Consider the following 23,426-nt stretch of genomic DNA (forward strand, 5'->3'; position numbering starts at 1 on the left):
CACCAATCTCATAAAGAGAATGTGAAGCATTCCCTAGGGTTTACCCGAAGCGCTTTCATCGCCCTGCGCACAGATGCTACTCCGCCGAAGCCGCCCCCTCCGTCACGGCGGCGAGCGTCCGACGCAGCTGCCTCCGGTGGTGATCCTGGTGCCACCCAATGAACGCCACCGCGTCGAGCAGCGACATCCGCCCGCCGAGCGGGTGCTTGAACGCCACGGCCTTCAGCCGCCCGGCTGGCACGGCCTCCAGCATGCTCCCCAGGCCTGCACGCGCGGCGCTCCAGTCAGCCGCCAGCGTCTCGAAATCGGGCGTGTCGCTGGGCGTGATGACCGCCACTTGGGCGGGGATGCGCACGCGTGTGGGCAGCGCGAAGAAGGCGCGCATCGCGAGCACCTTGAACGGCGCGGACGCGGCGGGCTGGCACGGCGGCCGGTCGAGGTAGTAGCGGATCGAGCGCACCAGGCCCTCATCCACGAGCACGAGGTGATGCACCAACTCGTTGAGCGACCATGCCTCGGACGCGGGCTTGCGCTGCCGTACAGCGGGGGCGAGCGGACGCAGCGTGGTGAGCGCGGACCGGCGGCGGCGCTCAAGGGCATCGTAGCGGCGCTGGAGGGGCGGAAGCATCGGGTAGGGCGCAGAACGAACGAGACCGCAAGATCGGCGACGGAGGCTGAACCCCTGCGCAGCCCCTCCGTTGGTGCAAACCCCTGCGCAGCGCGTAGCTTGCCCGCGTGCGCCCCGCTCACCACCCCGATCTATGACGCTCCTACTCGTCTACGTCGCCATCGCCATCGGCGTCTCCTTCATATGCTCCATCATGGAGGCCGTCCTGCTGAGCGTCACCCCCGCCTACATCGGCGCGCTGGAGGAAAACAACCCGAGCGCCAGCGCCCGCCTCAAGGAGTTGAAGGAGGATGTCGACGAGCCCCTATCCGGCATTCTCACGCTGAACACGTTCGCGCACACCGTCGGTGCCACGGGCGCGGGTGCCCAGGCCGCCGCCGTCTTCGGCGACGCCTCGGTGTGGATCATGTCCGCCGTCGGGCTCTTCTCGGGCGTCCTCACGCTCGGCATCCTCATCTTGTCCGAGATCATCCCCAAGACCATCGGCGCGGTCTACTGGAAGAGCTTGGCCCCCGGGGTCGCGAGCGTGCTCCAGTCGCGGCTCTTCCGCTGGCCGATGCTGCCCTTTGTGTGGATGTCGAAGGGCCTGACGCGGCTGATCGCGCGGGGCCAGAAGGAGCAGTCGATCTCACGCGAGGAGCTCGTAGCGATGGCCAACATCGGCGTCGAGGAGGGTGTGTTTGCGGCGCAGGAGTCGCAGATCCTCACCAACCTGCTGCGCCTCGGCTCGCTGCGCACCAAGGACGTGATGACGCCGCGCACCGTGCTCGTCGCCTTCACCGAGGACACGACGGCCGCCGAGGCCGCCGAGCAGCCCCTCCAGTTCTCCCGCCTCCCGATCTACGACAGTAACCTCGACAGCATCACGGGCTACGTGCTCAAGGACGACCTCCTCCAGCGCGCCGCCGACGATGAGGGCGACACCCCGCTCGCCGCGCTGCGCCGCGACCTGCTCACGGTCCCGGACTCGCTGCCGCTGATGACGCTCTTCCAGAAGCTGCTCGAAGGCCGCGACCACATCGCGCTCGTCGTGGGCGAGTACGGCGGCACCTCGGGCATCGTCACGATGGAGGACGTGGTGGAGACGCTGCTGGGCACGGAGATCGTGGACGAGGCCGACACCGAGCAGGACATGCAGCACCTCGCTCGTCGCCAATGGGCGCAGCGCGCCCGCCGCCTCGGTCTCCTCGACGACGTGGACCTCGACAACCTGGACGACGCCACGCGCGACGCCGCGGAGCGCGTCGGTGGCCTGGAGCCCGACGCGTAGACGCTCCTCAACGGTCGGCCACCCCACGGCAAAAGCCGCACGCAGCAAGCTGGCTTCACCGCGGCAAACTGACCCTACATGGGTAGGGGGAATGCGTCGTGTGCCGTCCACTCAGGTACTATGGTTCACCCGTCTCTTCTATCCTACCACCTCGTCTCGTTATGCATCGACTGTCACTCCTCGGAGCCGTTGGCCTGCTCACGCTCGCTACCGCGCCCGTCGCTCTCATCCAGTAGGCCGTCTCCGCGGCTCTTCCCCAAGCCGTCCCGGCCCCGGCCCCTGACCTCAGTGCCCCCGTCCAAGAGGTCCTCCTGGAGAACTTCGACAAGGACGATGACACGTTCGGCCTCATTAGCTACTTCTTCGGCGGTGAGGGCGACGACCCCGACAACAATACGGGCGACGGCTGGATCCTAGGCACCAACGCGCTCAGCTTCCACGAGCACGCGTCGTTTTTCGAGACGCCCACCCTGAGCACCACGTTCGTCACGGGCGGGCAGCTCTGGTTCACGAACGTCGGCACCGAGGCCGACATCGAGGAGATCGAGGTCAGCATCTTTAGCGACGAGGGCGACCCCGTCTTCGACCCCGGTCCGGAAGACGAGCTCGCCTCCCAGACGGTCAGCGTGCTGGACATCGCCGTGGACGAGACCGGCGAAACCGTCGTCCCGACCGAAGTCCGCTTCGACCTCCCGGTCGAGGTCGAGGAGGGCTTCTTCGTCGTGCTCAACTACGGCACGACGGCGTTTGACGACGACAGCAAGGAGGACAGCAAGGCCGCGGTCTCGCTCGGCGCCACGCAGCAGCTCGACACGCCGCTCATCAACACGTGGGCACGCTTCAACAACTCCTGGGCCCAGCTCGACGACTGGATCGGGCCGTTGGCCAACGATTTCGAGGTCTACCTGTGGATCGACGCGTTCGTGGACCCCAACCCAGTCGTCTCCAACGAGAGCGACGCTGTGACGCCGCGCCAGGTTGAACTGCTCCAGAACACCCCAAACCCGTTCTCGCAGGAGACGGCGCTGCGCCTCCAGGTGACTGAGGCCACCACGGTCACGCTCACGATCTACGACGCGCTCGGCCGCGCTGTCGCCACGCCGCTCAGCGAGGCCGTGCTGACGCCGGGCCTGCAAGCCATCCCCTTCGACGCGAGCGCGCTGCCGAGCGGCCTACGTGACGCGCCTCGAAACCAACGGCACCGTGCAGGTCCGCAAGGCGACCGTCGTGCACTGATCGGCCCGCCGTTCAGGCACAGCACGGGTAAACGCAGCGCTGATAGACACAGCACCGGAGCTACTCCATCATCGGAGCAGCCCCGGTGCTCTTTGTAGTCGGATGTGCTTTGGCTACTTCCCGACGCGGAGCGGGCGCAGCACGATCTCGGAGACGAGCGTACGCACCGGCATCTGCACGGCGTGCAGCACGCTCGCGGCGATGTCCTCCGGCTTCATCGCGTTCGGGCTCATCGTGATGCCGGCCACGTCGCCGAAGTGCGTGTCCACCGAGCCGGGGTAGATGCACGTCGTGCGGATACCGTGGGGGCGGAGTTCCTTCATCGTCGCCTCCGCGAAGCCACGCAGGCCGAACTTGGTCGCGTTGTAGGCCGCAAGCTGCGGGTTGCCGACCAGCCCTGCTACCGAGGCAATGTGGATGATGTGGCCTCCGTAGCCGGGCGCGTCGTCCGTCGAGGTTGCCTCGAACTGGCGCTTCATCAGCGGCACGGCGCGGCGGGTGCAGTAGAACACCCCGTTGAGGTTCGTCTCGATCTGCACGTTCCACGCGTCGAGCGGGAGGTCGTCGACGGGGCCGAATTTGCCAAGCCCGGCGTTGTTGACGAGCACGTCGCAGCGGCTGGACTCCACGTCGATCTGTGCGAAGGCGGCGTCCACGCTCGCCACGTCGGTGACGTCGCAGCGGACCGGGTGCAGGCGCTCGCCGAGACGCTCGCGGTGGGCTTCGAGGTCGTCGGTGGAGCGCGCGAGGGCGTAGACCTGCATCCCAGCGTCGAGGAACGCCTCGGCGCAGGCGAGGCCGATGCCTCGGCTGGCTCCAGTCACAACGGCTACACGATCAGTCAGGGTCATAGGACAGGCAAAGGGGTAAAGGGAAAGCATTCAGTAGGCTGGAGGTACGGAACAGGACGGATGCGGTTCAACAGCTCCGTTCAACCCATGCGCTCCGGGTGTCCGCCCCCGTTCGTTTCTCCTAGCCCTCTGCCTGCGTCACGGCCACGGAATCGACGCGCATCGTCTGCGTCGAGACCCCGTCTTCGATGAGCGCGCGCAGGTCTTCGACGGCGGCCTCCTCGGCGGCGCGCGCCTCGCCCATGAGCCCCTGCATCTGGCTGCGCCGCTGCTGGTACTGCGCGCGCAAGAACATCAGTTCGCCAGCGTCGAACGTCGCGCTCAGCCCGCTGGCGATGACCGTGACGGCGCGCGGGGCGGGCAACCCGTCCGTGACCTCGTAGTTGCTGTAGGCGATGCGGAGGTCGACCAGCGCCGAGTCGACGGTGCTGCCGGGCAGCGGGCTGCGGGTGCGGATCTCGCGCAGGCGATACGTTCCCGCCTCAATGACGGCGTCGGCCGCGACGGGCGCCGCGAAGGGCCCGCTCGGGGAGTCGGGGCTGACCTCGGCGAGGTAGTCCGGGCGAGCGATGAGGCGGTAGCGGGCGGGCGTCGTGCTCCGGTCGATGGCGAGGTCGGAGCGCCCGCGCAGCAACGCCGACACCTGACGGTGGTCGGGCAGCAGAAACTGGATAGGCGGTGGGTCGGACTGGGTCGCGTCCACGCCTGCACGGACGCCTGCGTTGGCAATCCTGAACGAGCCGTCGGAGCGCTGCGCGTACTCCACGACGGCCTTCTCCGTTGCCAGCGCGAAGCCGCTGAGGTCTGCCGAGGCCGCTTCCCAACGCGCCACCAGCGAGTCGAGCACCGCGTCCGGGTTGTCCAGGATGGGCGCGTCTGCCGGGTCGGGCTCCAACGGAGCCTGGTCGGGGAGGCAGCCGGTCACAGCGAGCAGGACGGCGATGAGGACGAGACGCATGGGCACACGGGTGACGAGAGGACCTGAGAGCTGGGGGAGCCAGGGGAAAATCCTGCCTTCTGCTACGGCGGTCAACCGCCTCGGCTCCGCAGACGGCACCGAGGCCGCCGCATCGGCGCGCTTTCGCTGGCTCTTCGACGCGCCCGCCTCTCGCGCGCCCGCCTCTCGACGCGCACACGCTTCGGTCCCTACCTTGCTCTCCACCCCTGCACGCCCTCGCCCTGTGTCCGCCCTCGCCCCCCTGCCCTACGCCGACGGCTTCGTCTTCGATGGCGTGACGTATGCTCCCGACGAGGTCGTCGCGCGGCTCGCGCCGCTGCTCTTGGACCCGCGCAAGGCGCGCATCGCTGAGGCCGTGGCGCGGCGCACCTACACCGTCGTACCGGTGCTCGAAGGCGTTCACGACGCGGGCAACCTCAACGCCGTCCTCCGCAGCGCCGAGGGCCTCGGCTACGGGGCCGCGCACCTCGTCGCGCTCGAAGGCGATGCCGACAAGCTCGGGCAGCGCCTCGCCGCCCGCGCCGCCGCGCCACTGGCCGCCCCCGTCACCGACCTGGCCGCTGACCTCGACCTGGACGACCCCTCGAAGGTAGCCTCGCGCGTCAGCCAGGGCGCCCACCGCTGGCTCGACTTCTACCGCTGGACCACGCCTGCCGCCTTCGCCGCGCACGCCCGCGAACTCGGCTACCGCATCGCCGCGACGCACCTCAGCGCCGACGCCGTGCCCATCGACACCGTTGACTTCACCGTGCCGACGGCCCTGGTGCTGGGCAACGAGCAGCGCGGCGTCTCGGACGACCTCCTCGCCCTCGCCGACCTCAACGTCGTCCTCCCCATCGACGGCTTCATCCAGAGCTACAATATCTCCGTCGCGGCCGCGCTCGCGCTCTACCATGCCCGCCAGGATCGCCTCGCCCGCCAGGGCCGCCACGGCGACCTCACGCCCGCCCAGCAGATCGCGCTCACGGCGAGCTACTACCTCCGCTCTGTTCCGCACCACGCCGCCGTCCTGGCCGCGGGTCGGTGAGTGCGGCGGTGCGGCGGTGTCGCGCTGCGCTCTCGCGGCTAGCTTCGGCGCATTGTCTGATGCGCCACGTCTCAACCCCGATTCGCCATGCGTCGCTCTCGCACTCGTTCACACGTGCACACCTTCACACGTCGACACGTCGTCTCGTTGCTCCTGATCGTGCTCGCCGTGGGCTGCAAGAGTGCCGAGGAATTGTATGACGAGGGGCAAGCGCTCGAAGCGCAGGGCCGGCATGCCGAGGCCGCGTTCCGCTACGTCGACTCGCTGGAGAAGGAGGACAACGCCGCTGTGCGCGAGCGGCTCGTGGCGGCGGGCACGCGCGCGATGGAGGGCTACACCGCCGCCATCGGTGCCGCCATCGAGGGCAGCGACCCGGTCGGGGCCGCCGAGGTCTACCGCGACGCCGACGAGTTGCTCGGCGCGGCCGGGGGCGTGGGCGTGCGGCTGCCCGTGTTCGACACCTATGACGAGGACCACCGCGCCACCTTCGACGCCGCCATCGCGACGCTGCAAGAAGTCGGCGACGATGCCTACGCGGCCGACGACTTCGAGCGCGCCGTCGAGGCCTACGACCGCGCCACACGCTACGCCCCGTCGCCCTCGGTGCAGACCGCCCTCGACGCCCGCCGCGCCGACGCCTACGGCGGCTGGGCCGAGGTCGCCCTCGTCGCCGGGCGCTTCCGCACCGCCTACGACCGCGCCGAGCGCGCCCTCAGCTACGCCCCCGCCCAGCGCGCCCTGCTCGACCTGCAAACCGCCATCCTCGACGCAGGCAGCATCCGGATCGCGGCCTTTCCGACGGAGACACGCGGGGGCCGCGCCACCCGCGCTATGCCGAACGACTTCCGCGAAGCCCTCAACGACCGCCTCGAAGACGAGGTGTGGAGCCGTCCGCCGCTCTTCGTCGCGGCTGCCTACCCGCCGGACGTGCGCCGCGCCATCCGCTCACTCTCGGGCGGCGACGAGCGCTACGGCCGCCGCGGCACCTCCGCTGAGCTCGCCCGCCTCCTCGACGCCGACCTCGCCGTAGCAACCCGCCTCGACGACTTCACGCGCGCCGAGGAGGAGCGCGAGCGCGAGACCCGCACCGCCGACCGGCGCAGCGGCGGCACCGCCACCTACACCCGCGTCACGACCGACCTCGACCTCAGCGCGACGCTCGTCTACGAGGTTGTCGATGCCCGCTCGCGCCGCGTTGTTTGCGAGGGCGAGGTGGAGCGGCGTGTGGATACGCGACTACGGACGGGCGTCTACGCGGGCCGCGTGAGCGACCTCGACCTCGACCGCAGCGAGCCGCGGCTCTTCGACGAAGAGTACCTGGACGACGAGGAGCGCGACCTCGAAGTGCGTCTCCGCGTCGCCCTGGCGGAGCGCCTCGCCGACCGGGTCTACCGCTGCGTCGAGCGCGAGGTGCCGTGATGCGGTATCGCGGTGCGGCGCTGTCGCGGTGCGGCGGTATCGCGGTGCGGTTGATCTAATTCACGGGTCGGTGGTTGGAGACGGCTCCCTCACGGACTACGACCGGACGACACGTGACGACTAGCTACTACACGCTTCGAGCGCTGGCGCGCCTCTGGAACGGCGACCTCGCAGGCGCTCGGCTCCTCGACGCCTACTCGCAGAACCGCGCCGAACTGACGCTGGTGATCGCTCCTGAGGAGGCGGAGGATGCCGACGCCTGGACGCTGCACCTGCTGCTCGGCGCGGAGCGCGGGGCGTTTCGCTCGGGGGGTACTCACCGCGCTCGCCGCAATAGCGTCACGCTCTTCGAAGACGCACTCGGCCGCATCGTGACCGGCGTGCGCGTCGCCGAGCGCGACCGGTTTCTCTACTTCGACCTCGACGATGGGACGCGCTTGGCGGTACTGCTCTTCGGCCCGCGCCCCAACGTGCTCTGGATCGACGGAGACGAGGCGGGCGAGGATGCGCCGACCGTTCGCACCGCCTTTCTGCGCGACGACGCACTACGCAGCACGGCGGCCCCATCGCCGCGCCCGGCTCCGGCAGTCGCCACGTTCGACGCCTTCGAGGCACGCTGGACGACGCAGCGCAAGACCGTGTCGTCGGCGCTCGCCCGCACGATGCCGCTCTTTGGCGCGCTGCTCGCCGCCGAGGCCACGCACCGCGCCGGGCTCGACGCGGACGCTGCGCCCGACACGCTCGACGAGGCTGACCGCCGTGCGCTCTTCGAGGCGGCCCGCGCCCTCGACAGCGAACTGCACGGCGACGCCCTCGCGCCGCACGTCTACTGGACGACGAACGACGCTCGCGATGAGGCCACGGCGTTCTCGCTCGTCCCGATGCAGCATCTCGTCCATCGCGCTGGCACCCATCGCGCCGACACCTATCGCGCTGAGGCATTCGACACGATCGACCGAGCGCTGCGCGTCTACGTCCGGCGGCGGCTCGGGCAGCGGCGCTTCCGTACGCTCTTCAATCCTGTCGAGAAAGCACTCGTGGCCGCCTACGAGCGCCGTGCCCGGAGCGCCGAGGCTATGCTCGACGAACTCGCCGCGCCGAGCCGCGCCGACCGCCACGAGGCCTTCGGCCACCTGCTCATGGCACAGGCCACGCACCTCGCCCCTGGTCACGAGGAGATCGTGCTCCCCGACCTCCTCACCGACGGCGCGCCTGTCACGATCCCGCTCGACCCAGCGCGGACCGGCATCGAGAACGCGCAGCGCTACTACGACCGGGCTCGCCGCACCCGGCAGGCGCGCGCCCACGCCGAGGACCGCTGGCAGCACGTCCAGGACGAAGCCGAAGAGGCTGCATCGCTCCTCGCTGACCTGCGCAGCCAGGAACGCGTCGCTGACCTCGAACGCTTTCTCAAAGACCGCAAGACCGACCTCGAACCGTTCACCGGCCGCGAGGCCGTCGGCGAAGAGCGGCTGCCCTACCGGCGCTTTCCGCTGCCCGGCGGCTACGAGGCGTGGGTCGGCAAAAACGCCAAGTCCAACGCCGAACTCACGACCCGGCACGCGCGCCCCTTCGACCTGTGGCTGCACGCGCGAGGCGTCCCCGGCTCTCACGTGGTCGTGCGGGTGCGCGGGCGCGACGACCGGCCAGGGGCACCCGTCATCGAGGCGGCGGCGGCGCTCGCGGCGCAGTACAGCGACGCCCGGGGGGGCAGCCTCGTACCGGTAATCGTGACCGAGAAGAAGTATGTGCGACCCATTAAAGGGGGTGGGCCAGGACTCGTCAGGGTAGATCGAGAAGAAGTCGTTATGGTCTATCTCTGAACGAGGGCCTTTCAATCCTGCCTAGGCGAGCGAATCCCAAAATAGATCAGCCAAATCCTGCACAGAGCCTTGAATTTGGGGGTTTCTCCTAGGTTTATCTAGGGTCTACATCCACCTCCTATCTTTTGCAACAGGCTCGCCAATCCTGTACCTTTGCAGCCCAGCAGTTGAGTTACACACCGTCTCGGCTGCTCTAAGGCCTATCACATATCGCGCGACGCCGAGAGGACACCGGAAGACCACGGCACAAGGAAATCACGACGTACGTCGCCGCGCACAGCCGCCCCTCCTCATGGCTACCCCAACGCCTCTCGGCGCCGCTGCCCTGCGCCAGCTCTTCGACCACGCCCCGGTGAGCATGGGGCTTGTGGAGCTCCGCCCCGACGGCGTCCTCCACCTCATCGGCAACGAGGCCACCGACCGCATCAGCGACACGAACGGCCCCGACCTGGCTGGCCGATTCTTCCCCGAGGACGACGACCCCACGGGCGTCGTGGAATTGTTTTCTCGGCACTATGAGGAGGCCCGAGACACGAACGAGCCCATCCGCTTCAGCTACGAGCAGGCTAGCCCCATCGGCACGCGCTACCTCGTAGCCACGGTGAGCTACGTCGGCGAGAGCGAGGCGGGCGTCCCGCGCTTCACCTACGTAATCGACGACCAGACGAGCGAGACGCTCGCTCTGCTCGACATGGAGGCTACGCAGGAGCGCCTGCGCGCTTTCGTGGAGCACATGCCCAACCCGGTGGCCATGGTGGACCGCGAAATGCGCTACCTTGCCGTGAGCCACCGCTGGATCCGCGACTACCGCCTCGACGAGCCCGACGTACTTGGGCGCAGCCACTACGAGGTGTTTCCCGAAACCCCTGATGCGTGGAAGGCCGTCCACCAGCGATGCCTCGCGGGGGCCGTGGAAAGCAACGACGGCGAGGCCTTCGTGCGCGCCGACGGACGGATCGACTGGGTCCGGTGGGAGGTCCGCCCCTGGACCGATGTCGAAGGCGAGATCGGCGGCCTGGTCATGTACACCGAGGTCATCACCGATGAGGTCGAGCTTGCGCAGGCCCGCCGCGAGAGCGAACAGCGTTTCGAGGCGATCTTCCATTCGATGTTCCAGTTCATCGGGCTGATGAAACCTGATGGGACGCTGCTGGAGGCGAACACAACTGCGCTAGCCTTCGCAGACCTGAACCCCGAGGACGTGGTCGGGAAGCCGTTCTGGGAGTGCCACTGGTGGACCGTCTCTGAGGAGACGCAGTCTTATCTGCGGGACCAGATCGCCCGCGCCGCGCAGGGCGAGTTCGTCCGCTACAACGCCGAGGTTCTCGGCACCGAAGGCCACACGGCCGTCATCGACTTCTCGATCAAGCCCGTCCTGGACGAGCACGGCGACGTCGTCATGCTCATTTCAGAGGGCCGCGACGTGACCGAGCAAGTGCAGACGCGCACCGCGCTCGAAACCAGCCAGCGCCGCCTCCGCACCGTCCTCGACAACATCCCGATGGTGCTCTTCGCCACGGACGCCGAGGGGGTCGTCACGCTCTCCGACGGCAGCGGCCTCACCAAGCTCGGCATGACGCCTGGTGAGATCGAGGGGCAGAACGTGTTCGATCTCTACGCCGCGAGCGAGACCGTTGCCGATGGCCTTCACCGAGTGCTAGCGGGCGCTCCCACGCAGTACACCTCCGAGATCGGCCCGCTCGTCTACGAGACCTACGGGGTGCCCACCTTCGACGACGAGGGCGCCGTGAACGGCATGCTCGGCGTGGGCCTCGACATCACCGACCGCGCCGCGGCGGAGCGCAACCTCCAGGAGCGCGCCGACCGCTCAATGTTGCTCTACGACATCGCCGCCCGCGACGGCCTGCCCTACGACGACCACATCCGCTACGCGCTCGCCGAGACCACCCGCATGCTCGGCCTCGACTATAGCCTCGTCAGCCGGGTCGAAGGGGTACCAGGTGACCCCGACGCGCTCTACACCGTAGACATGAGCTTCGCCCGCCAGGGCGGTGCCCACCCGCCAGGCACTCAATTTTCGCTCCAGGACACCTACGGCCGTTTCGTCTGGGACAACGACGACACCGTTGCCACCATCACGCACATGGGTGAGTCGGAGCACCGGGAGGCGGCGTGTTATGCCAAGTTCGGCCTTGAAGCTTTCATCGGCATCACGGTCTCGGTCGGGAACCGGCCCTACGGGACCCTCAGCTTCTCCTCGACCACGCCGCGCCCCGGCGGTTTCTCCGAGGCCGACCGGGACCTCGTGCAGATGCTGGCGCAGTGGATTGGGGTGCTCGTGGAGCAGCGCGAGGCCGAGCGCATCCTGCTCGACGCCCGCGACCGCGCCCAGGCGGCCAACCGCGCCAAGAGCGCCTTCCTGGCAGCCATGAGCCACGAGATCCGCACGCCGATGAACAGCGTGATCGGCTTCGCCGAGTTGCTGGGCATGACGGAGCTCACGCCGCAGCAGCACGGCTATGTGGACCGCATCATGCGCTCCGGCGAGCACCTGCTCGGGCTCATCGAGGACCTACTCGACTTCTCGAAGATCGAAGCGGGCGAGATGCAGCTGGCCCAGGAGCCCTTCGCGCTCGAACCCGTCGTCCGCGGCGTGCTCGAAGCCCTCGCGCCGCAGGCCGCGGGCAAGCAGCTCGACCTCGCCTACGACCTGGACGACACCGTCCCCTCGCGCCTCGTTGGCGACGAGCGGCGCTTCCAGCAGGTGCTCATCAACCTCGTCGGCAACGCGATCAAGTTCACCGAGGAAGGCCGCGTCGAGGTAGAAGTCACCACGGAGGACGACGGCCCCGACACCCGCCTGCTGATCCACGTCCGCGACACCGGCATCGGCATGGACGCCGACGTGCAGGCGCGCATCTTCAAAGCCTTCACCCAGGCGGACCTCTCAACGACGCGCCGCTTTGGCGGGACGGGGCTTGGGCTGGCCATCTCGGGCCGCCTCGCCACGCTCATGCACGGCACCATCCAGGTAGCGAGCACGCCTGACGTCGGCTCCACGTTCACGCTCAATATCCCGCTGCGCCCTGCCTACACGACCCGCCGTGTGGTGGTTGGCGCGTCCCAGACGCCGCTCGCGGGCCACACGGTGCTGCTCGTGGACGACGAGGACGAGAGCCGCGCTATCCTCGCCGAGCACCTCGAACAGTGGGGCATGAAGGTCTTTGCGGTCACCAACTCCGACGAGGCGCTGCGCCTGCTCCTGGACGGCTACGCCTTCGACATCGGCGTCCTGGACATGATGCTGCCAGGGACGACGGGCCTCGACCTCGCACGCGTGATCCGCACGACGCCGACCGGCGGGGCGCTCCCCCTCGTGGTGGTGAGCTCAGCGCTGGAGCGCGTCCACGCGCCGGGCCTGGTGGACGCGGTGCTGCTCAAGCCACTCGACTGGCGCGTGCTCTACGAGCGCCTCGTGCAGGCCCTCGAACGCCAGCGCATGCGCACCAATGCCCCGTCTTTCCAAGCCGTCACGAACGCGCCAGCTCCGGACGCCAGCCCGCCTCGCCTACGCGTCCTGGTGGCGGAGGACCAGCCCGACAACCAGTTCGTAGTCCTCAACATGCTACAGATGCTCGGCGTGGACGTGGTCGTCGCCAACGATGGCATCGAGGCCGTGGAGCAGGTCGAGCAGCACGTGTTCGATGTCGTGCTCATGGACGTCCAGATGCCGCGGCTGGACGGCGTCGAGGCGACGCGTCGCATCCGCACGCAGATTGCGCCCGACCACCAGCCCCGCATCATTGCGCTCACGGCGCACGCCCTCGCCGAGGAGCGTCGCCGCTGCATGGACGCAGGGATGGACGGCTTCATCACGAAGCCTTTCTCCTTCGAGCAGCTTGCCGCAGAGTTGCGGCTCGGCGCACTCGGTGGCACTACGGTGGGCCGCGCCTGACCTGGGTGAGCCGTGTGAACGCAGCTGTTCTCGTTCACACGGCTGCATCCTCACGCCCCTCCTCAGTGGTGGCTGCGTCGAGGAGGCGGGCGTAGAGCGCGTCCACCTGGGCGTGGAGAGCATCGAGCGTGCCGCCGTTGTGGAGCACGTAGTCAGCGCGCGCCCGCAGGGTCTCAGGAGCAAGCTGGTGCTGCATCCGCGCCTCGACCTGCGCCCGCGTCACGCCGTCGCGCGCGAGCACTCGCGCTATCCGGGTTTCCGCCGGGGCGTCCACGACCGCAACAGCATCGAGGTGCTGTCCGGCATCGGTTTCGAAGAGGAGCGCCGCCTCGTAGACGTACAGCCGCACGCCGTCCGCTTCGGCCTCGGCCCGGGCGTCGAGAAAGGCCGCGCGAACGCGCGGGTGCACCAGCGCGTTGAGTTGGGCCAGCCGGGTGTCGTCGCCGAAGACCTGCTGGGCAAGCCAGGCCCGGTTGAGGCGACCGTCTGCGTCGTAGGTCTGCGGCCCAAACGCCGCGATGAGGTCGGCCCGCAGCGCAGCGTCCTCTTGCATGAGCCGCTTGGCGAGGCCGTCGGCCAAAAGCGTGCGCACGCCCGGCTTCGCTGCCAGCCGCGCCACTGCCGCCGACTTGCCGCTGCCAATGCCGCCAGTGATGCCGAGAGAGATCATGGGGAGCGAGGAGGCAAAGAAGAGGAGGCAAAGAAAGGGATGCTGCGGGACCGAAGGGGGGTGCGCCCAACATACCGGAGCCGCTGGGCGCTCGCTTGCCGAGGTCCCGATGAGGGCACTCTTCGACGAACGCTCGCGCTTTCACCCGACTCTCGCCACAACCAAGCGGCGACGTGCGTGTACCACCTCGCTCGCTGTCTTTTTCTGATTTCGCCACGCCGCGCTCTCATGGAAGCGCCTCCTTCAAGCACGCCTCGCCCCCGTCAACCGCGCCGCGCGCTCGTCCTCTTTTCGGGCGGCCAGGACTCGACGACCTGCCTCTTCTGGGCCCTTCACCCCGATTTTGGCGGCTTCGACGAGGTTCATGCGGTCGCGTTTCGCTACGGCCAGAAGCACGCCGTCGAGCTCGAACAAGCCCAGGCAATCGCCGACACGGCGGGCGTGCCGCTGACGGTGCTCGACATCACGGGGCTCCTCTCCGGCAGCGCCCTCACCGAGCACGAGAAGGACGTCAGCGCGGCCCACGACCTCGCGCCCGACCTTCCGGCCTCGTTCGTGCCGGGGCGCAACGCCGTGTTCCTCACGGTGGCGGCGTCGTTTGCCTACACGCGCGGCATCACCGACCTCGTCGGCGGCATGTGCCAGACCGATTACTCAGGGTATCCGGACTGCCGCCGCGTCTTCGTGGACAGCCTCCAGACAACGATGACACTCGCGCTCGACCGGGACCTGCGCGTCCACACGCCGCTAATGTACCTCACCAAAGCGGAGACGTGGAAGCTCGCTCGCGACCTCGGCCTCGTCGACGGCGTCGATGTGCTAGAGGCGGTCCGGACGATGAGCCACACCGACTACAACGGCGACCGCTCGACGCTGCACGAGTGGGGCTACGGGCGCCTCGACAACCCCGCGTCGGAACTGCGGGCCACAGGCTATGCCGAGGCGAAAGCCAACGGATGGGTATGAGCACAGCGACCCAGCCCCTCGCACCCGAGCATGGCTTCACGAACGAGCAAGGCTTGGCGCAGCGCCGAACCGACTCGCCCCGCCTGGGCGGCGTCAAGCGCTATGCGACGAAGGCCGTCTGGCGCACCCTCCAGGGCGAGGGCGTGTGGGCCGGGCGCGCGGCCGTGTTTGTGCGGTTGGCCGGCTGCAACATGTGGTCGGGCGAGAAGGCCGACCGCGACCGCGACGCAGCGCGCACGGGCGCGGCGTGCCCGCTCTGGTGTGATACCGACTTCCGCAAGCGCGGCAGCGTGAAGCTCTCCGCCGACGACCTCGTGGCGGAGGTCTGCCAGGCGGCGGACGCGAACGCCGAGGACCCCGTGCGCTTCGTGGTGTTGACCGGCGGTGAGCCGCTCCTGCAGGCAGACGCGGCGCTGGTGCAGGCGCTGCACAACGCCAGCTTTGAGGTGGCGACGGAGACGAACGGGACCGTCCCACTGGCCCGGGCCTTCTCGACGCCGGAGGGCGATCTCGTACCGCCGGACTGGATCGTATGCAGCCCGAAGCTACCCGCAGACCAACTCGCGCTGGAGTGGATGGACGAGCTGAAGCTGGTGGTGCCGGACTACCACCCCGATGCCTACGCGGCGTTCGCCGAACGGCTGCGCCCGCACACCGTCGCGGGCCGCCCGCGGCGCTACGGCTGGCTCCAGCCCGAGGACGGCCCGCGCCGCGCCGAAGCAACGCGCCTCGCCGTTGCCCTGGCTCAGGAGCGCCCGTTCTGGCGCGTCTCGGTCCAGACCCACAAGCTGCTCGGCGTCGACTGAGGGTCACGGACGAACCCAATCTCGACCGGGACGACGTAGGCTACACGCCGGCACCGCCGCGTACCTCGGAGGCTGCCAGCACGGCCGATGTGGTGCTGGTCCCGCGTGACGGCTATGCGCCGGGTGCCCGGTCGCTGGAGGAGCGCTACGTGAACGGCTCGCTCCCGTCGGCCTCGCTCCCGTCGGCCTACGACGACGAGGACACATTCGACCCGTATCCCCAGGCTGAGATGGCCAGATGACGCCCTTGCCACGCCAGCGGCTCATGACGACGGTACCGACAGCGCCCGTGCCACTACCGAGGATGCCGCGTTCGAGGATGGCCATGGGAGGTTGGGGCTGGGTTGAAGGGACTGCACCTAACCTCGCAGCGTGCGCCCCGCGCGTCCAGGTCGAACCCGCGACCTTCTACTCAGCGCGCTGTCACTGCTCCACCGTTGATAGTTGCGACACGCTAGATATTGTTACTCCCATATCTGTTAGTAACACAGATTGGAGTATCTTGGCCCTGCCGGAAATCCTCGCCTCCTGATCGCACATGGCTACCCCGACTCGTCCTGCCGACCTCTTCGACCGCGAGGCGCTCTGGAGCCGCCTGGAGGAGGCGCACGCCGCTCCTGGCCCGGGGCTGGTGCTGATGATGGGTCGCCGACGTGCGGGTAAGAGCTTTCTGCTGACCCGCTTCGCGGAGGCGGTCGGCGGGGCCTACTACCAGGCTACGCGCCGAACTGAGCGCGAGCAGCTCCTGGCCCTCTCGCGCGTCCTGGCCGAGCGCTTCGACGATGCGGCCCTCCGCCGCGCGGCCCTACCGGACTGGGAGGCGCTGCTGGGCTATGTCGCGGAGCGCGCGGAAGGAGCGCCGTTCCTGCTCGCCCTGGATGAGTTTCCCTACCTCGCGGACGCGGCCCCGGCGCTGCCGTCGATCCTGCAGGCGTGGTGGGACCACGAGGCTCCGGGGACGCAGCTCACCGTCGTCCTCTCGGGCAGCCATGTCTCGGCGATGAAGCGCCTCGTGGGGCCAGACCAGCCGCTCTATGGCCGCCGCACCGCGCGTCTGGACGTCCATCCGTTCGACTACCGCGACGCGGCGCGCTTCGTCCCGACCTGGTCGCCCCGCGACCGCCTCCGCCTCTACGCGGTCTTCGGCGGTCTGCCAGGCCATCTCGCGCTCGTGGATCCAGACCGCTCGCTGGCAGCGAATGCGGCTCGTCACCTCCTCGACCCGTCGGGCCGTCTCCACGATGAGGCGGCGCACACGTTCGATGCGTTCTTGGCGGACGCGTCGGTCCATTACTCAGTGGTGGAAGCTATCACGAGCGGGGAGCGACGCTGGAGCCGCATCGCGAGCCGCGTGGGCAAGCAGACGAGCGCCCTCGCCCGCCCGCTCGACTGGCTCCTGGAGATGGAGGTCGTCGAGCGCGTGGCACCGCTGACGGCCTATCCGAACCCGAGCCCGAAGCGGATGCTGTACCAGCTTGCGGACCCGTACCTGGTGTTCTGGCACCGCTTCGTGGCGGACATCCGTGGCCGAGGGCTCTCGGCGCTGACGGATCCGGAGGTACTGTGGGAGCGCCTCGTGGCCCCGCGCCTGGACGTAGCCCACACGGCGCACGTATTTGAGGAGGCCTGCCGGCAGTTCGTAGCGCGGACGGCCCGCGAGCCGCACCCGGCGCTATCGTTTCGGCCTGTGCAGGTGGGGCGCTGGTGGAGCTCCGACGCGAGCGAGGAGGTCGACGTCGTTGCGCTCGACGGCGCGGGCGGCCTGCTCGTGGGCGAGTGCAAGTGGGGCACGGCGGACGCGCGCGACCTCGACCGGCTCATCCGTCGGGGCCGTCTCGTGGCGCAGGAGGCAGGCGGTGTCAAGACGACAACCCCGGTGCTGTTCACAGCGGGCGGCTTGGCACCCCAGGCGCAAGCCCAAGTCGACGCTGGCGTTGCTGTCCACGTAGCGCTCGATGCGCTCTACACCGTGACCTAGAGCAGTTCGATATGGCTGGCTCCATCGGCATCCTGCGCGGGGCCGTTCACGGACGGGCGCGTTGGCTCCAGGCCCCGAAACGTCAGGGCTGGAGTAGAAACACGTGACACCGACCAGGCCTCCGGACCATATCGTTATCACATTATGTCGGTACCTACGTCTATCTACCGACGTGTTGTGACGCACGCAGACCGCCTTCTCCGTCTCGCTCGTTCGTGGGGCGTCATTCGCTCGAAAGACCTCGCCCCGCTCGACATTCCGCGCCAGACGCTGGCACGCCTCCACCGCCGTGGGCTCCTGGAGCGAGTCGGGCGAGGCCTCTACGTGCTCGCTGATGCCAACGTCACGGAACACCACACGCTCGCGGAGGCGTCTAGGCGGGTCCCACATGGGGTGATCTGTCTGCTGTCGGCGCTTCGCGTCCACGACCTCACCACACAGGACCCGTTCGACGTGTGGATCGCCATCGAGAACAAGGCCCGGCGGCTGGACCCGGAGGCGCTCCCGCTCCGCATCGTCTACATGTCGGGCCCCTCGTTTACAGAAGGCATCGAGAAGCTCGACGTGGAGGGTATGGTGGTACCGGTATTTGGCGCGGCAAAGACGGTCGCAGACTGCTTCAAATTCCGCCGCCGGGTAGGACTCGACGTGGCCATTGAGGCGCTCAAAGACTACCGCCGCAGCGACGGCTTCGACGCGGAGGCGCTCTGGCACTATGCAGCAGTCTGCCGCGTGACGACGGTGATGCGGCCCTATCTAGAGGCGCTTGTATGAGCGGCACAAAATGCGCGCTCAGATGTCTCTGAGCGTGAGGTCGCGCTCAGGGGCGCTGGTGGTAGCGCTCTGCCCAACTACTCGCTGCAAACTACGGGGTACTCCAGATCGCGAGGCTGTTTGGGGCAATGCTAGCCTGGTCCCACCCCATCAACGATTGGCAACGCGCAACAATCATTGGCAATAGAGGTTCGCGTTTGACGAATCCGACACGCGCTCTCCACTCACTGCTTCGAAAACACGCATGACGGTGACCATCGACAAGTTCGGCCGCATTCTCATCCCGAAGCAGCTCCGAGAAAGGCTCGGCCTCACGCCGGGTACCGAGTTCGACCTCGACGTGCGTGGCGAAGGCGACGGTCCGGCCCTTGAACTCCGGCCTGACCGAGCAGAAATGGGGCTCGTCTACGAAGGGGACCTATTGGTCTTCCGAGGGAAGGTGGGTGCGGAGGCACACGACCTCAACGCATTCATCCAAGCGCAGAGGGACAGAAGAGTCTCGCACCTGGCTGGGCTCGACCAGGACGATATGGCCTCAAACGGATGAGCGAGCGTCCTAAGCCGCCGCGCACTATGGTCGACACCTCGGTCCTGGTCGCGGTCCTAGTCGCGGCCCTGGTGCAAGGCCTTCCGCGCCACGCGGACGCCTTACCCTACCTCTCGGAGGCCCACGGAGGCTCGCGTCACCTCCTGGTTGCAGCCCATGCGCTTGCCGAGACGTACGCCACCCTGACGGCAGGCACTGCCGGTATCGCCCCGCATCAACCCTGCGGATGCGAGGCAACTACTCGAAGCAAATGTGCTGGGCTTGGCTGAGATCATTCCGCTCGATGCTTCGGGTTACGAAGCCGTGCTCGACCGGATGACCACCCTGGCGCTGACGAGCGGAGCTATCTACGATGCACTCCACGTGCGGGCCGCTGACAAGACGCAGGCCGACGAACTCGTTACACTGAACGGGCGAAACTTCAGACGGATGCCGCCTGCCCCACCGTGTACGCTCATTACGCTTTGAACTCGGGAGCCTAGGCGGGAGGCCGTCCAGCCGAGGACGCTCCCTCGATTACCCACGCTTCCGGTAGACGGTCGCACGGACGCGCTCGTCGCTCAGGTAGTAGGGCTGGCCTGCTGCGTCGTAGTGCGGGCCAAGCAACTGCTCGACCGTCTCGTTCACGCTGAGGCTCTCGGCGCGGAGTGCTTCGAAGCGCGCACGCAAGAGCGCGGCGCGCGGCGAGGTGGAGCGCCTGCGCCACACGCGGGTCGTGCAGCACGGCGAGGAACACCTCGGCGAGAGGGAGGGTAGTGGCTGAGAGTAGAGGAACCGGCCGGAATAAACGAAAAAACCGGCAGTGTTTCCGGTAGCTCGTAAACAAAAAGCGCCCTATTTCAGCCACTTGGAGCAAAATAGGGCGCTTTTGTGTGGAGATGCCGGGAGTCGAACCCGGGTCCGAATAGGTCTACAGACCAGGCGTCTACATGCGTAGCTTGCTGGTTAGGATCTTTGCCGCGTCGGTATGGCCAGCGAGCCAACCTCCGTCACGGCGCATGCTGATTGAGGTTCGCCCTTCACGCTCAGCGGGCGCGATCCGGGCTAGTTCATCTAAGGTTGATGCCTCAGAGGCCTACCAATGAACGAGCAGACCAAGAGACAGATGGAGGCGTGTTACGCCGCCATCGCGTACGAGTAATCGTTCGCATTTATAGGTTACTCAACGTGGGTTGCGGGCGTGTTGAGCACCACCCGGCACGCAGCCTGCTGCGACTACCTACCCGTCGAAACCGTGTCATCCCCAATATGTGAAAGAGCGGCCTGTGCAAAGGCGCAGCTCATCATGAACCACCTACACGAACCGAGGTTCCTAAATGCGTTAGGAACCAGTCTTGTCTCGCTTGCGCGCGGTGCCCAGCATCTGCAACCCCTCGGCTTCAAACGCCTCTTCTAACGCAGGAAGCAGCGCACGCCTCAAGCCCGGATTGAGGTACGGCAGCTTCGAGCGCCCTCCCACGAGATAGTGACGATAGGGGTGCACGTGCACGCGGACGAATCCCGCCGAGAGGGGCACCACTTCGAGCGTCACCTCCGTGCGGTAGAGCCCCAGATTGCTCACGGTACGCGCCTCCGTGCGCAGCGTCGTAGCCTCGTACGGAGCCGGGGCCAGCGTCCACTCTGCCCGCTCAAGCGCACGGGAGGCGACCTCAATCAGCACCGGTGAGTCCGTGCTTGGCAGAGCCTCTTCCGCAGGCACGGTTGCCCCATTTGAGGCGGCATCCAGTACAGAGGATGCCGCAAAGTCGCGGTAGAGTGGCGAGACAGAGGGCGCACAGCCACTAACGAGGCTGAGCAGCACGCAAACAAGAACAGCGAAGCGCATTGTGAAGCGAGCGATCAACAGAGAGGACCTAGACCCCAACAATACCGCGACGACGGCCACCGCGCAGGGCAAAACCAAACACTACGGGGGCGTCCCCAGAACAAGCTCGGCGAAAAACCGCGTACCCATAAAAAAGGCCGGGCGGACGTGCTCACCCATACACGTCCGCCCGGCTTCGCTGGGACTCGCCGAGACGAGTCGTCAGCAAGTTGCTTCTTCAGAGAATCAGGAGGCACTACCGAAGTTGCTTGCCGTTTCTATGTCAAGGCGTATGCCAAAGCCTCTACCCCCCGATTGGGGGCATTTTCGCAGGTGTGCGATGGGAAGCTGTGCACTTAGCTAGACACCGCTGTCCAGCCATGAGGGACGCACCCCGCCTCCCGGGACGGAGGCCAATTCAGTGAAGACCCAACGTAGACCTCGTCCAGAGTGGATCAGAAGTGAGGAAAACACGTGCCACTAGGCCATTCTTAAAGAGTCGTGCGTCGGTGCGCGCGTATCTTCGAGACCTTTGCCCGGCGAGATTTCGTGTTTCGCCGAAACCTTCCGTCGCCAGCCCCCCATTGCTATGCCCAGCGGCCGCAAGCGCAAGCGCCACAAGATTGCTACCCACAAGCGCAAGAAGCGTCTCCGGAAGAATCGCCACAAGAAGAAGAAGTAGCGCGGCTCTTCCCTCGTCGCTCTGTTCGACCGCTGCGTTGACCGTCGGGTCGGCGCAGCGTTTCTGCGTGCACGCGTCCCACAGGTCGTATCAGCCATGCGCGCCGTATCTTGAGAGGGTCCCTGCTCCCCCTTTGATGCCGCCCCTTCGATGAACGATCTCCCTCCCACCCCTCCTGGTTCGTCCTCGCTCGGGTCGTCCGTGCGCGGGGCGGTCGTTGGCACGCTGATTGGCGGCGCGATCGGATTCGGGCTCGGCCTGCTGCTCGCACCAGACAAAGGCGCCATCTCACGCCGCCGTTTCGCGTTCATGCTCGATTCCTGGGCGCAGGGCGTTGCAGGCTGGCTCGACCGCATGGACGCGGAGGCCACCGAGCGTGACGCGCGCCAATCGAGCCAGGCACTCGTCGCCGACGCCCAGAAGCAGGCCGAGGCCCTGCTCGAAGAGGCCGAGTCGCTCATGAAGCAGGCGCGAGCCCGACGCGGCGCCTAGTCTCTCCTCTCCCCCAAAGCGCTCCTGGAACTACCCCAGCGGCGCCCCCCTCGTGCTCGCTCGGCGACGCACGCTCCTTCATCTCCTCACTCCGCAGCTTCGTCTACATGGTGGGCTTTTCGATCCTCCTACCCAGCGCGGAGGGCAAAGAGTCTGGCGGCAATCCCTTCGCGCCAGACATGTTCGACTACCGCACGTCGGACACCTTCAACTACTTCTCGCGCCTCAACCACGAGCGCAGAGCGCTCATCGATGCACTCCACGCGCACATCGACGAGGCCGACGATGACACGCTCCAGAAACTCTTCGGCGTGCAGGGCACCACGCTGGAAGCGGCCGTCAGAGCCAACCTGAACGTCTACGACAGCCCGCTCATGTCGGCCATCGAGCGCTACGGGCCTGGGGTGATGTACAAGTCCATCGACTTCCAAGCGCTCCCCACCGGCGCGCAGCGGCGCCTCCTCGAGAACGGTATCATCTTCTCGGGCCTGTTCGGCATCCTGCGTCCCGACGACCTCATTCCCGAGTACAAGCTCAAGATGGACGCCTCGGTGGACGAGATCGGGCGCGTGTCGAGCTTCTGGAAGCCTATCCTCTCCCCTGTTCTCAACGAGGCCCTCGCGGGCAAATTCGTCTGGAACCTTCTGCCCGGCGTCCACCAGACCGCCTGGGACGACGACGGTTCCTACGAGGCAATGGTGCAGGTGAAGTTCTACCGCCAGGACGAGAGCGGCGAGCGCAAGGCCGTCACGCACGGCGTCAAAGAGCTGCGCGGCGCCCTCGTCGGCTTTATCGTGCAGGACGTCACCGACTCCATCGAGGGGCTCGCCGACTGGGAAGCCCCCGACGGCTACGAGTTGGACATGGACGCGACCGAGTTCGACGACGCCACGAAGACCGGCACCGTTGTCCTCGTCCAGTATCCCGACTGGGAGGCCCGCCGCGCCGCTCGCGAGGCAGCTCGGGCCGAGGAGGAGGCGAACAAGCCCAAGCGGGTCCGCCGCTCCGACGAGGAGGACGAGAGCGAGCAGATCGAAGAGCCCGACGACGAACCCGTCAGCGACGACAACTGATTGGCGCTAGTCCCTCAGTTGACGTGCCCTAGTCGAGGTCTGCGTCGGGGATGTAGCCGTCCTGGCCGAAGCCGAGAACCGGGTAGCAGAGCCACGGCGCGAGGAAGAGGCCGATCCCAAAGAGGACGCTCCGCCCGAAGCGCTCTGCCACGGCCTGCGTGACCAGCACACCCACGACGGCGTTCACGAGCGGCAGCAGGTAGAGCACGATCCACCAATCCGGCTTCTCGGCGATCTGCACCAGCACGAACAGGTTGAGCACGGGCACGAGCGCCATCCAGCCAGCATAACCCGCCTTCTCGAAGGTCATCCACAACCCGGCTACGGTGACCGCAGCGACGAGCAGCACGGTGAGGGCGATAGATCCAACTACAAAGTCTTCCATGGGGTAGGGCTGATGAGAAACGCCGCGCGATACGGGAGGAGCGCCGCGGAAGATGCAGCGCCGAGGCCCGACCAGGCACGCCTTGTGCGACGAAGAGTCCACGAGAACGCGCCCCTGCATT

The 23,426-nt window shown here is 67.5% G+C and carries 21 protein-coding genes and 1 other RNA gene; 14 read left to right on the forward strand and 8 right to left on the reverse strand.

Annotation, left to right across the window (positions count from 1 at the left end):
- Positions 1-76 precede the first annotated feature (76 nt).
- Positions 77-628 (reverse strand): DinB family protein, encoded by a 552-nt coding sequence (locus AAFU51_08565; protein MEO1571309.1) that lies wholly within the window; start codon positions 626-628, stop codon positions 77-79.
- Between the two features lie 133 nt (positions 629-761).
- Between AAFU51_08565 and AAFU51_08570 the strand changes: the two genes are divergently transcribed.
- Together AAFU51_08570 and AAFU51_08575 are read left to right on the forward strand one after the other, a co-directional pair.
- On the forward strand, positions 762-1,898 hold the full coding sequence (locus AAFU51_08570) for a hemolysin family protein (GenBank protein ID MEO1571310.1): 1,137 nt from the start codon (positions 762-764) through the stop codon (positions 1,896-1,898).
- Positions 1,899-2,524: 626 nt separating this feature from the next.
- The gene (locus AAFU51_08575; GenBank protein MEO1571311.1) at positions 2,525-3,232 is read left to right on the forward strand and encodes a hypothetical protein; all 708 of its coding nucleotides are present in this window, start codon (positions 2,525-2,527) and stop codon (positions 3,230-3,232) included.
- A gap of 15 nt (positions 3,233-3,247) precedes the next feature.
- Here the strand turns inward: AAFU51_08575 and AAFU51_08580 are convergent, their stop codons facing one another.
- Both AAFU51_08580 and AAFU51_08585 read right to left on the reverse strand, forming a co-directional pair.
- Positions 3,248-3,985, reverse strand: coding sequence for an SDR family NAD(P)-dependent oxidoreductase (locus tag AAFU51_08580; GenBank protein ID MEO1571312.1), 738 nt, complete (start codon positions 3,983-3,985; stop codon positions 3,248-3,250).
- A 121-nt stretch (positions 3,986-4,106) separates the two neighbouring features.
- The gene (locus tag AAFU51_08585) at positions 4,107-4,943 is read right to left on the reverse strand and encodes a hypothetical protein (protein MEO1571313.1); all 837 of its coding nucleotides are present in this window, start codon (positions 4,941-4,943) and stop codon (positions 4,107-4,109) included.
- A 223-nt stretch (positions 4,944-5,166) separates the two neighbouring features.
- Between AAFU51_08585 and AAFU51_08590 the strand changes: the two genes are divergently transcribed.
- From AAFU51_08590 to AAFU51_08605, 4 genes are all read left to right on the forward strand, one after another.
- On the forward strand, positions 5,167-5,970 hold the full coding sequence (locus AAFU51_08590; protein ID MEO1571314.1) for an RNA methyltransferase: 804 nt from the start codon (positions 5,167-5,169) through the stop codon (positions 5,968-5,970).
- 87 nt (positions 5,971-6,057) lie between these two features.
- Positions 6,058-7,389, forward strand: a complete 1,332-nt coding sequence (locus AAFU51_08595; GenBank protein ID MEO1571315.1) for a hypothetical protein — start codon at positions 6,058-6,060, stop codon at positions 7,387-7,389.
- Between the two features lie 113 nt (positions 7,390-7,502).
- Positions 7,503-9,212, forward strand: a complete 1,710-nt coding sequence (locus AAFU51_08600) for an NFACT family protein (protein ID MEO1571316.1) — start codon at positions 7,503-7,505, stop codon at positions 9,210-9,212.
- A gap of 292 nt (positions 9,213-9,504) precedes the next feature.
- Complete coding sequence (locus AAFU51_08605) at positions 9,505-13,128, forward strand: response regulator (protein ID MEO1571317.1); 3,624 nt, start codon at positions 9,505-9,507, stop codon at positions 13,126-13,128.
- 34 nt (positions 13,129-13,162) lie between these two features.
- On the opposite strand, the gene coaE is transcribed toward AAFU51_08605, so the two are convergent.
- Positions 13,163-13,798 (reverse strand): dephospho-CoA kinase, encoded by a 636-nt coding sequence (gene coaE, locus AAFU51_08610; protein ID MEO1571318.1) that lies wholly within the window; start codon positions 13,796-13,798, stop codon positions 13,163-13,165.
- 228 nt (positions 13,799-14,026) lie between these two features.
- On the opposite strand from coaE, the gene queC reads away from it, so the two are divergent.
- The 6 genes from queC (at position 14,027) to AAFU51_08640 (ending at position 18,869) form a co-directional block, all read left to right on the forward strand.
- Positions 14,027-14,764, forward strand: coding sequence for a 7-cyano-7-deazaguanine synthase QueC (queC, locus tag AAFU51_08615; protein ID MEO1571319.1), 738 nt, complete (start codon positions 14,027-14,029; stop codon positions 14,762-14,764).
- On the forward strand, positions 14,761-15,570 hold the full coding sequence (locus AAFU51_08620) for a 7-carboxy-7-deazaguanine synthase QueE (protein MEO1571320.1): 810 nt from the start codon (positions 14,761-14,763) through the stop codon (positions 15,568-15,570). The genes queC and AAFU51_08620 overlap by 4 nt, the downstream gene beginning before the upstream one ends.
- A gap of 92 nt (positions 15,571-15,662) precedes the next feature.
- On the forward strand, positions 15,663-15,812 hold the full coding sequence (locus tag AAFU51_08625; protein ID MEO1571321.1) for a hypothetical protein: 150 nt from the start codon (positions 15,663-15,665) through the stop codon (positions 15,810-15,812).
- Positions 15,813-16,108: 296 nt separating this feature from the next.
- A complete protein-coding gene (locus AAFU51_08630) occupies positions 16,109-17,548 on the forward strand; it encodes an ATP-binding protein (protein MEO1571322.1) in 1,440 nt (479 codons plus the stop codon).
- 144 nt (positions 17,549-17,692) lie between these two features.
- The gene (locus AAFU51_08635) at positions 17,693-18,322 is read left to right on the forward strand and encodes a type IV toxin-antitoxin system AbiEi family antitoxin domain-containing protein (GenBank protein ID MEO1571323.1); all 630 of its coding nucleotides are present in this window, start codon (positions 17,693-17,695) and stop codon (positions 18,320-18,322) included.
- 244 nt (positions 18,323-18,566) lie between these two features.
- Entirely contained in the window at positions 18,567-18,869 is a 303-nt protein-coding gene (locus tag AAFU51_08640) for an AbrB/MazE/SpoVT family DNA-binding domain-containing protein (GenBank protein ID MEO1571324.1), read from the forward strand.
- A 516-nt stretch (positions 18,870-19,385) separates the two neighbouring features.
- Here the strand turns inward: AAFU51_08640 and AAFU51_08645 are convergent.
- The 3 genes from AAFU51_08645 to AAFU51_08655 form a co-directional block, all read right to left on the reverse strand.
- A complete protein-coding gene (locus AAFU51_08645) occupies positions 19,386-19,538 on the reverse strand; it encodes a hypothetical protein (GenBank protein ID MEO1571325.1) in 153 nt (50 codons plus the stop codon).
- A 201-nt stretch (positions 19,539-19,739) separates the two neighbouring features.
- Positions 19,740-20,114: a transfer-messenger RNA gene (gene ssrA, locus AAFU51_08650) on the reverse strand.
- Positions 20,115-20,190: 76 nt separating this feature from the next.
- Positions 20,191-20,568, reverse strand: a complete 378-nt coding sequence (locus tag AAFU51_08655; protein ID MEO1571326.1) for a hypothetical protein — start codon at positions 20,566-20,568, stop codon at positions 20,191-20,193.
- A gap of 937 nt (positions 20,569-21,505) precedes the next feature.
- On the opposite strand from AAFU51_08655, the gene AAFU51_08660 reads away from it, so the two are divergent.
- Together AAFU51_08660 and yaaA are read left to right on the forward strand one after the other, a co-directional pair.
- The gene (locus tag AAFU51_08660; protein MEO1571327.1) at positions 21,506-21,847 is read left to right on the forward strand and encodes a YtxH domain-containing protein; all 342 of its coding nucleotides are present in this window, start codon (positions 21,506-21,508) and stop codon (positions 21,845-21,847) included.
- A gap of 107 nt (positions 21,848-21,954) precedes the next feature.
- On the forward strand, positions 21,955-22,920 hold the full coding sequence (gene yaaA, locus AAFU51_08665) for a peroxide stress protein YaaA (GenBank protein MEO1571328.1): 966 nt from the start codon (positions 21,955-21,957) through the stop codon (positions 22,918-22,920).
- 28 nt (positions 22,921-22,948) lie between these two features.
- Here the strand turns inward: yaaA and AAFU51_08670 are convergent, their stop codons facing one another.
- Positions 22,949-23,305: a DUF5684 domain-containing protein gene (locus AAFU51_08670; protein MEO1571329.1), complete on the reverse strand. Its 357-nt coding sequence runs from the start codon at positions 23,303-23,305 to the stop codon at positions 22,949-22,951.
- Between the last annotated feature and the right edge of the window lie 121 nt (positions 23,306-23,426).

Source organism: Bacteroidota bacterium (assembly GCA_039821555.1).
Lineage (GTDB): Bacteria > Bacteroidota > Rhodothermia > Rhodothermales > Rubricoccaceae > JBCBEX01.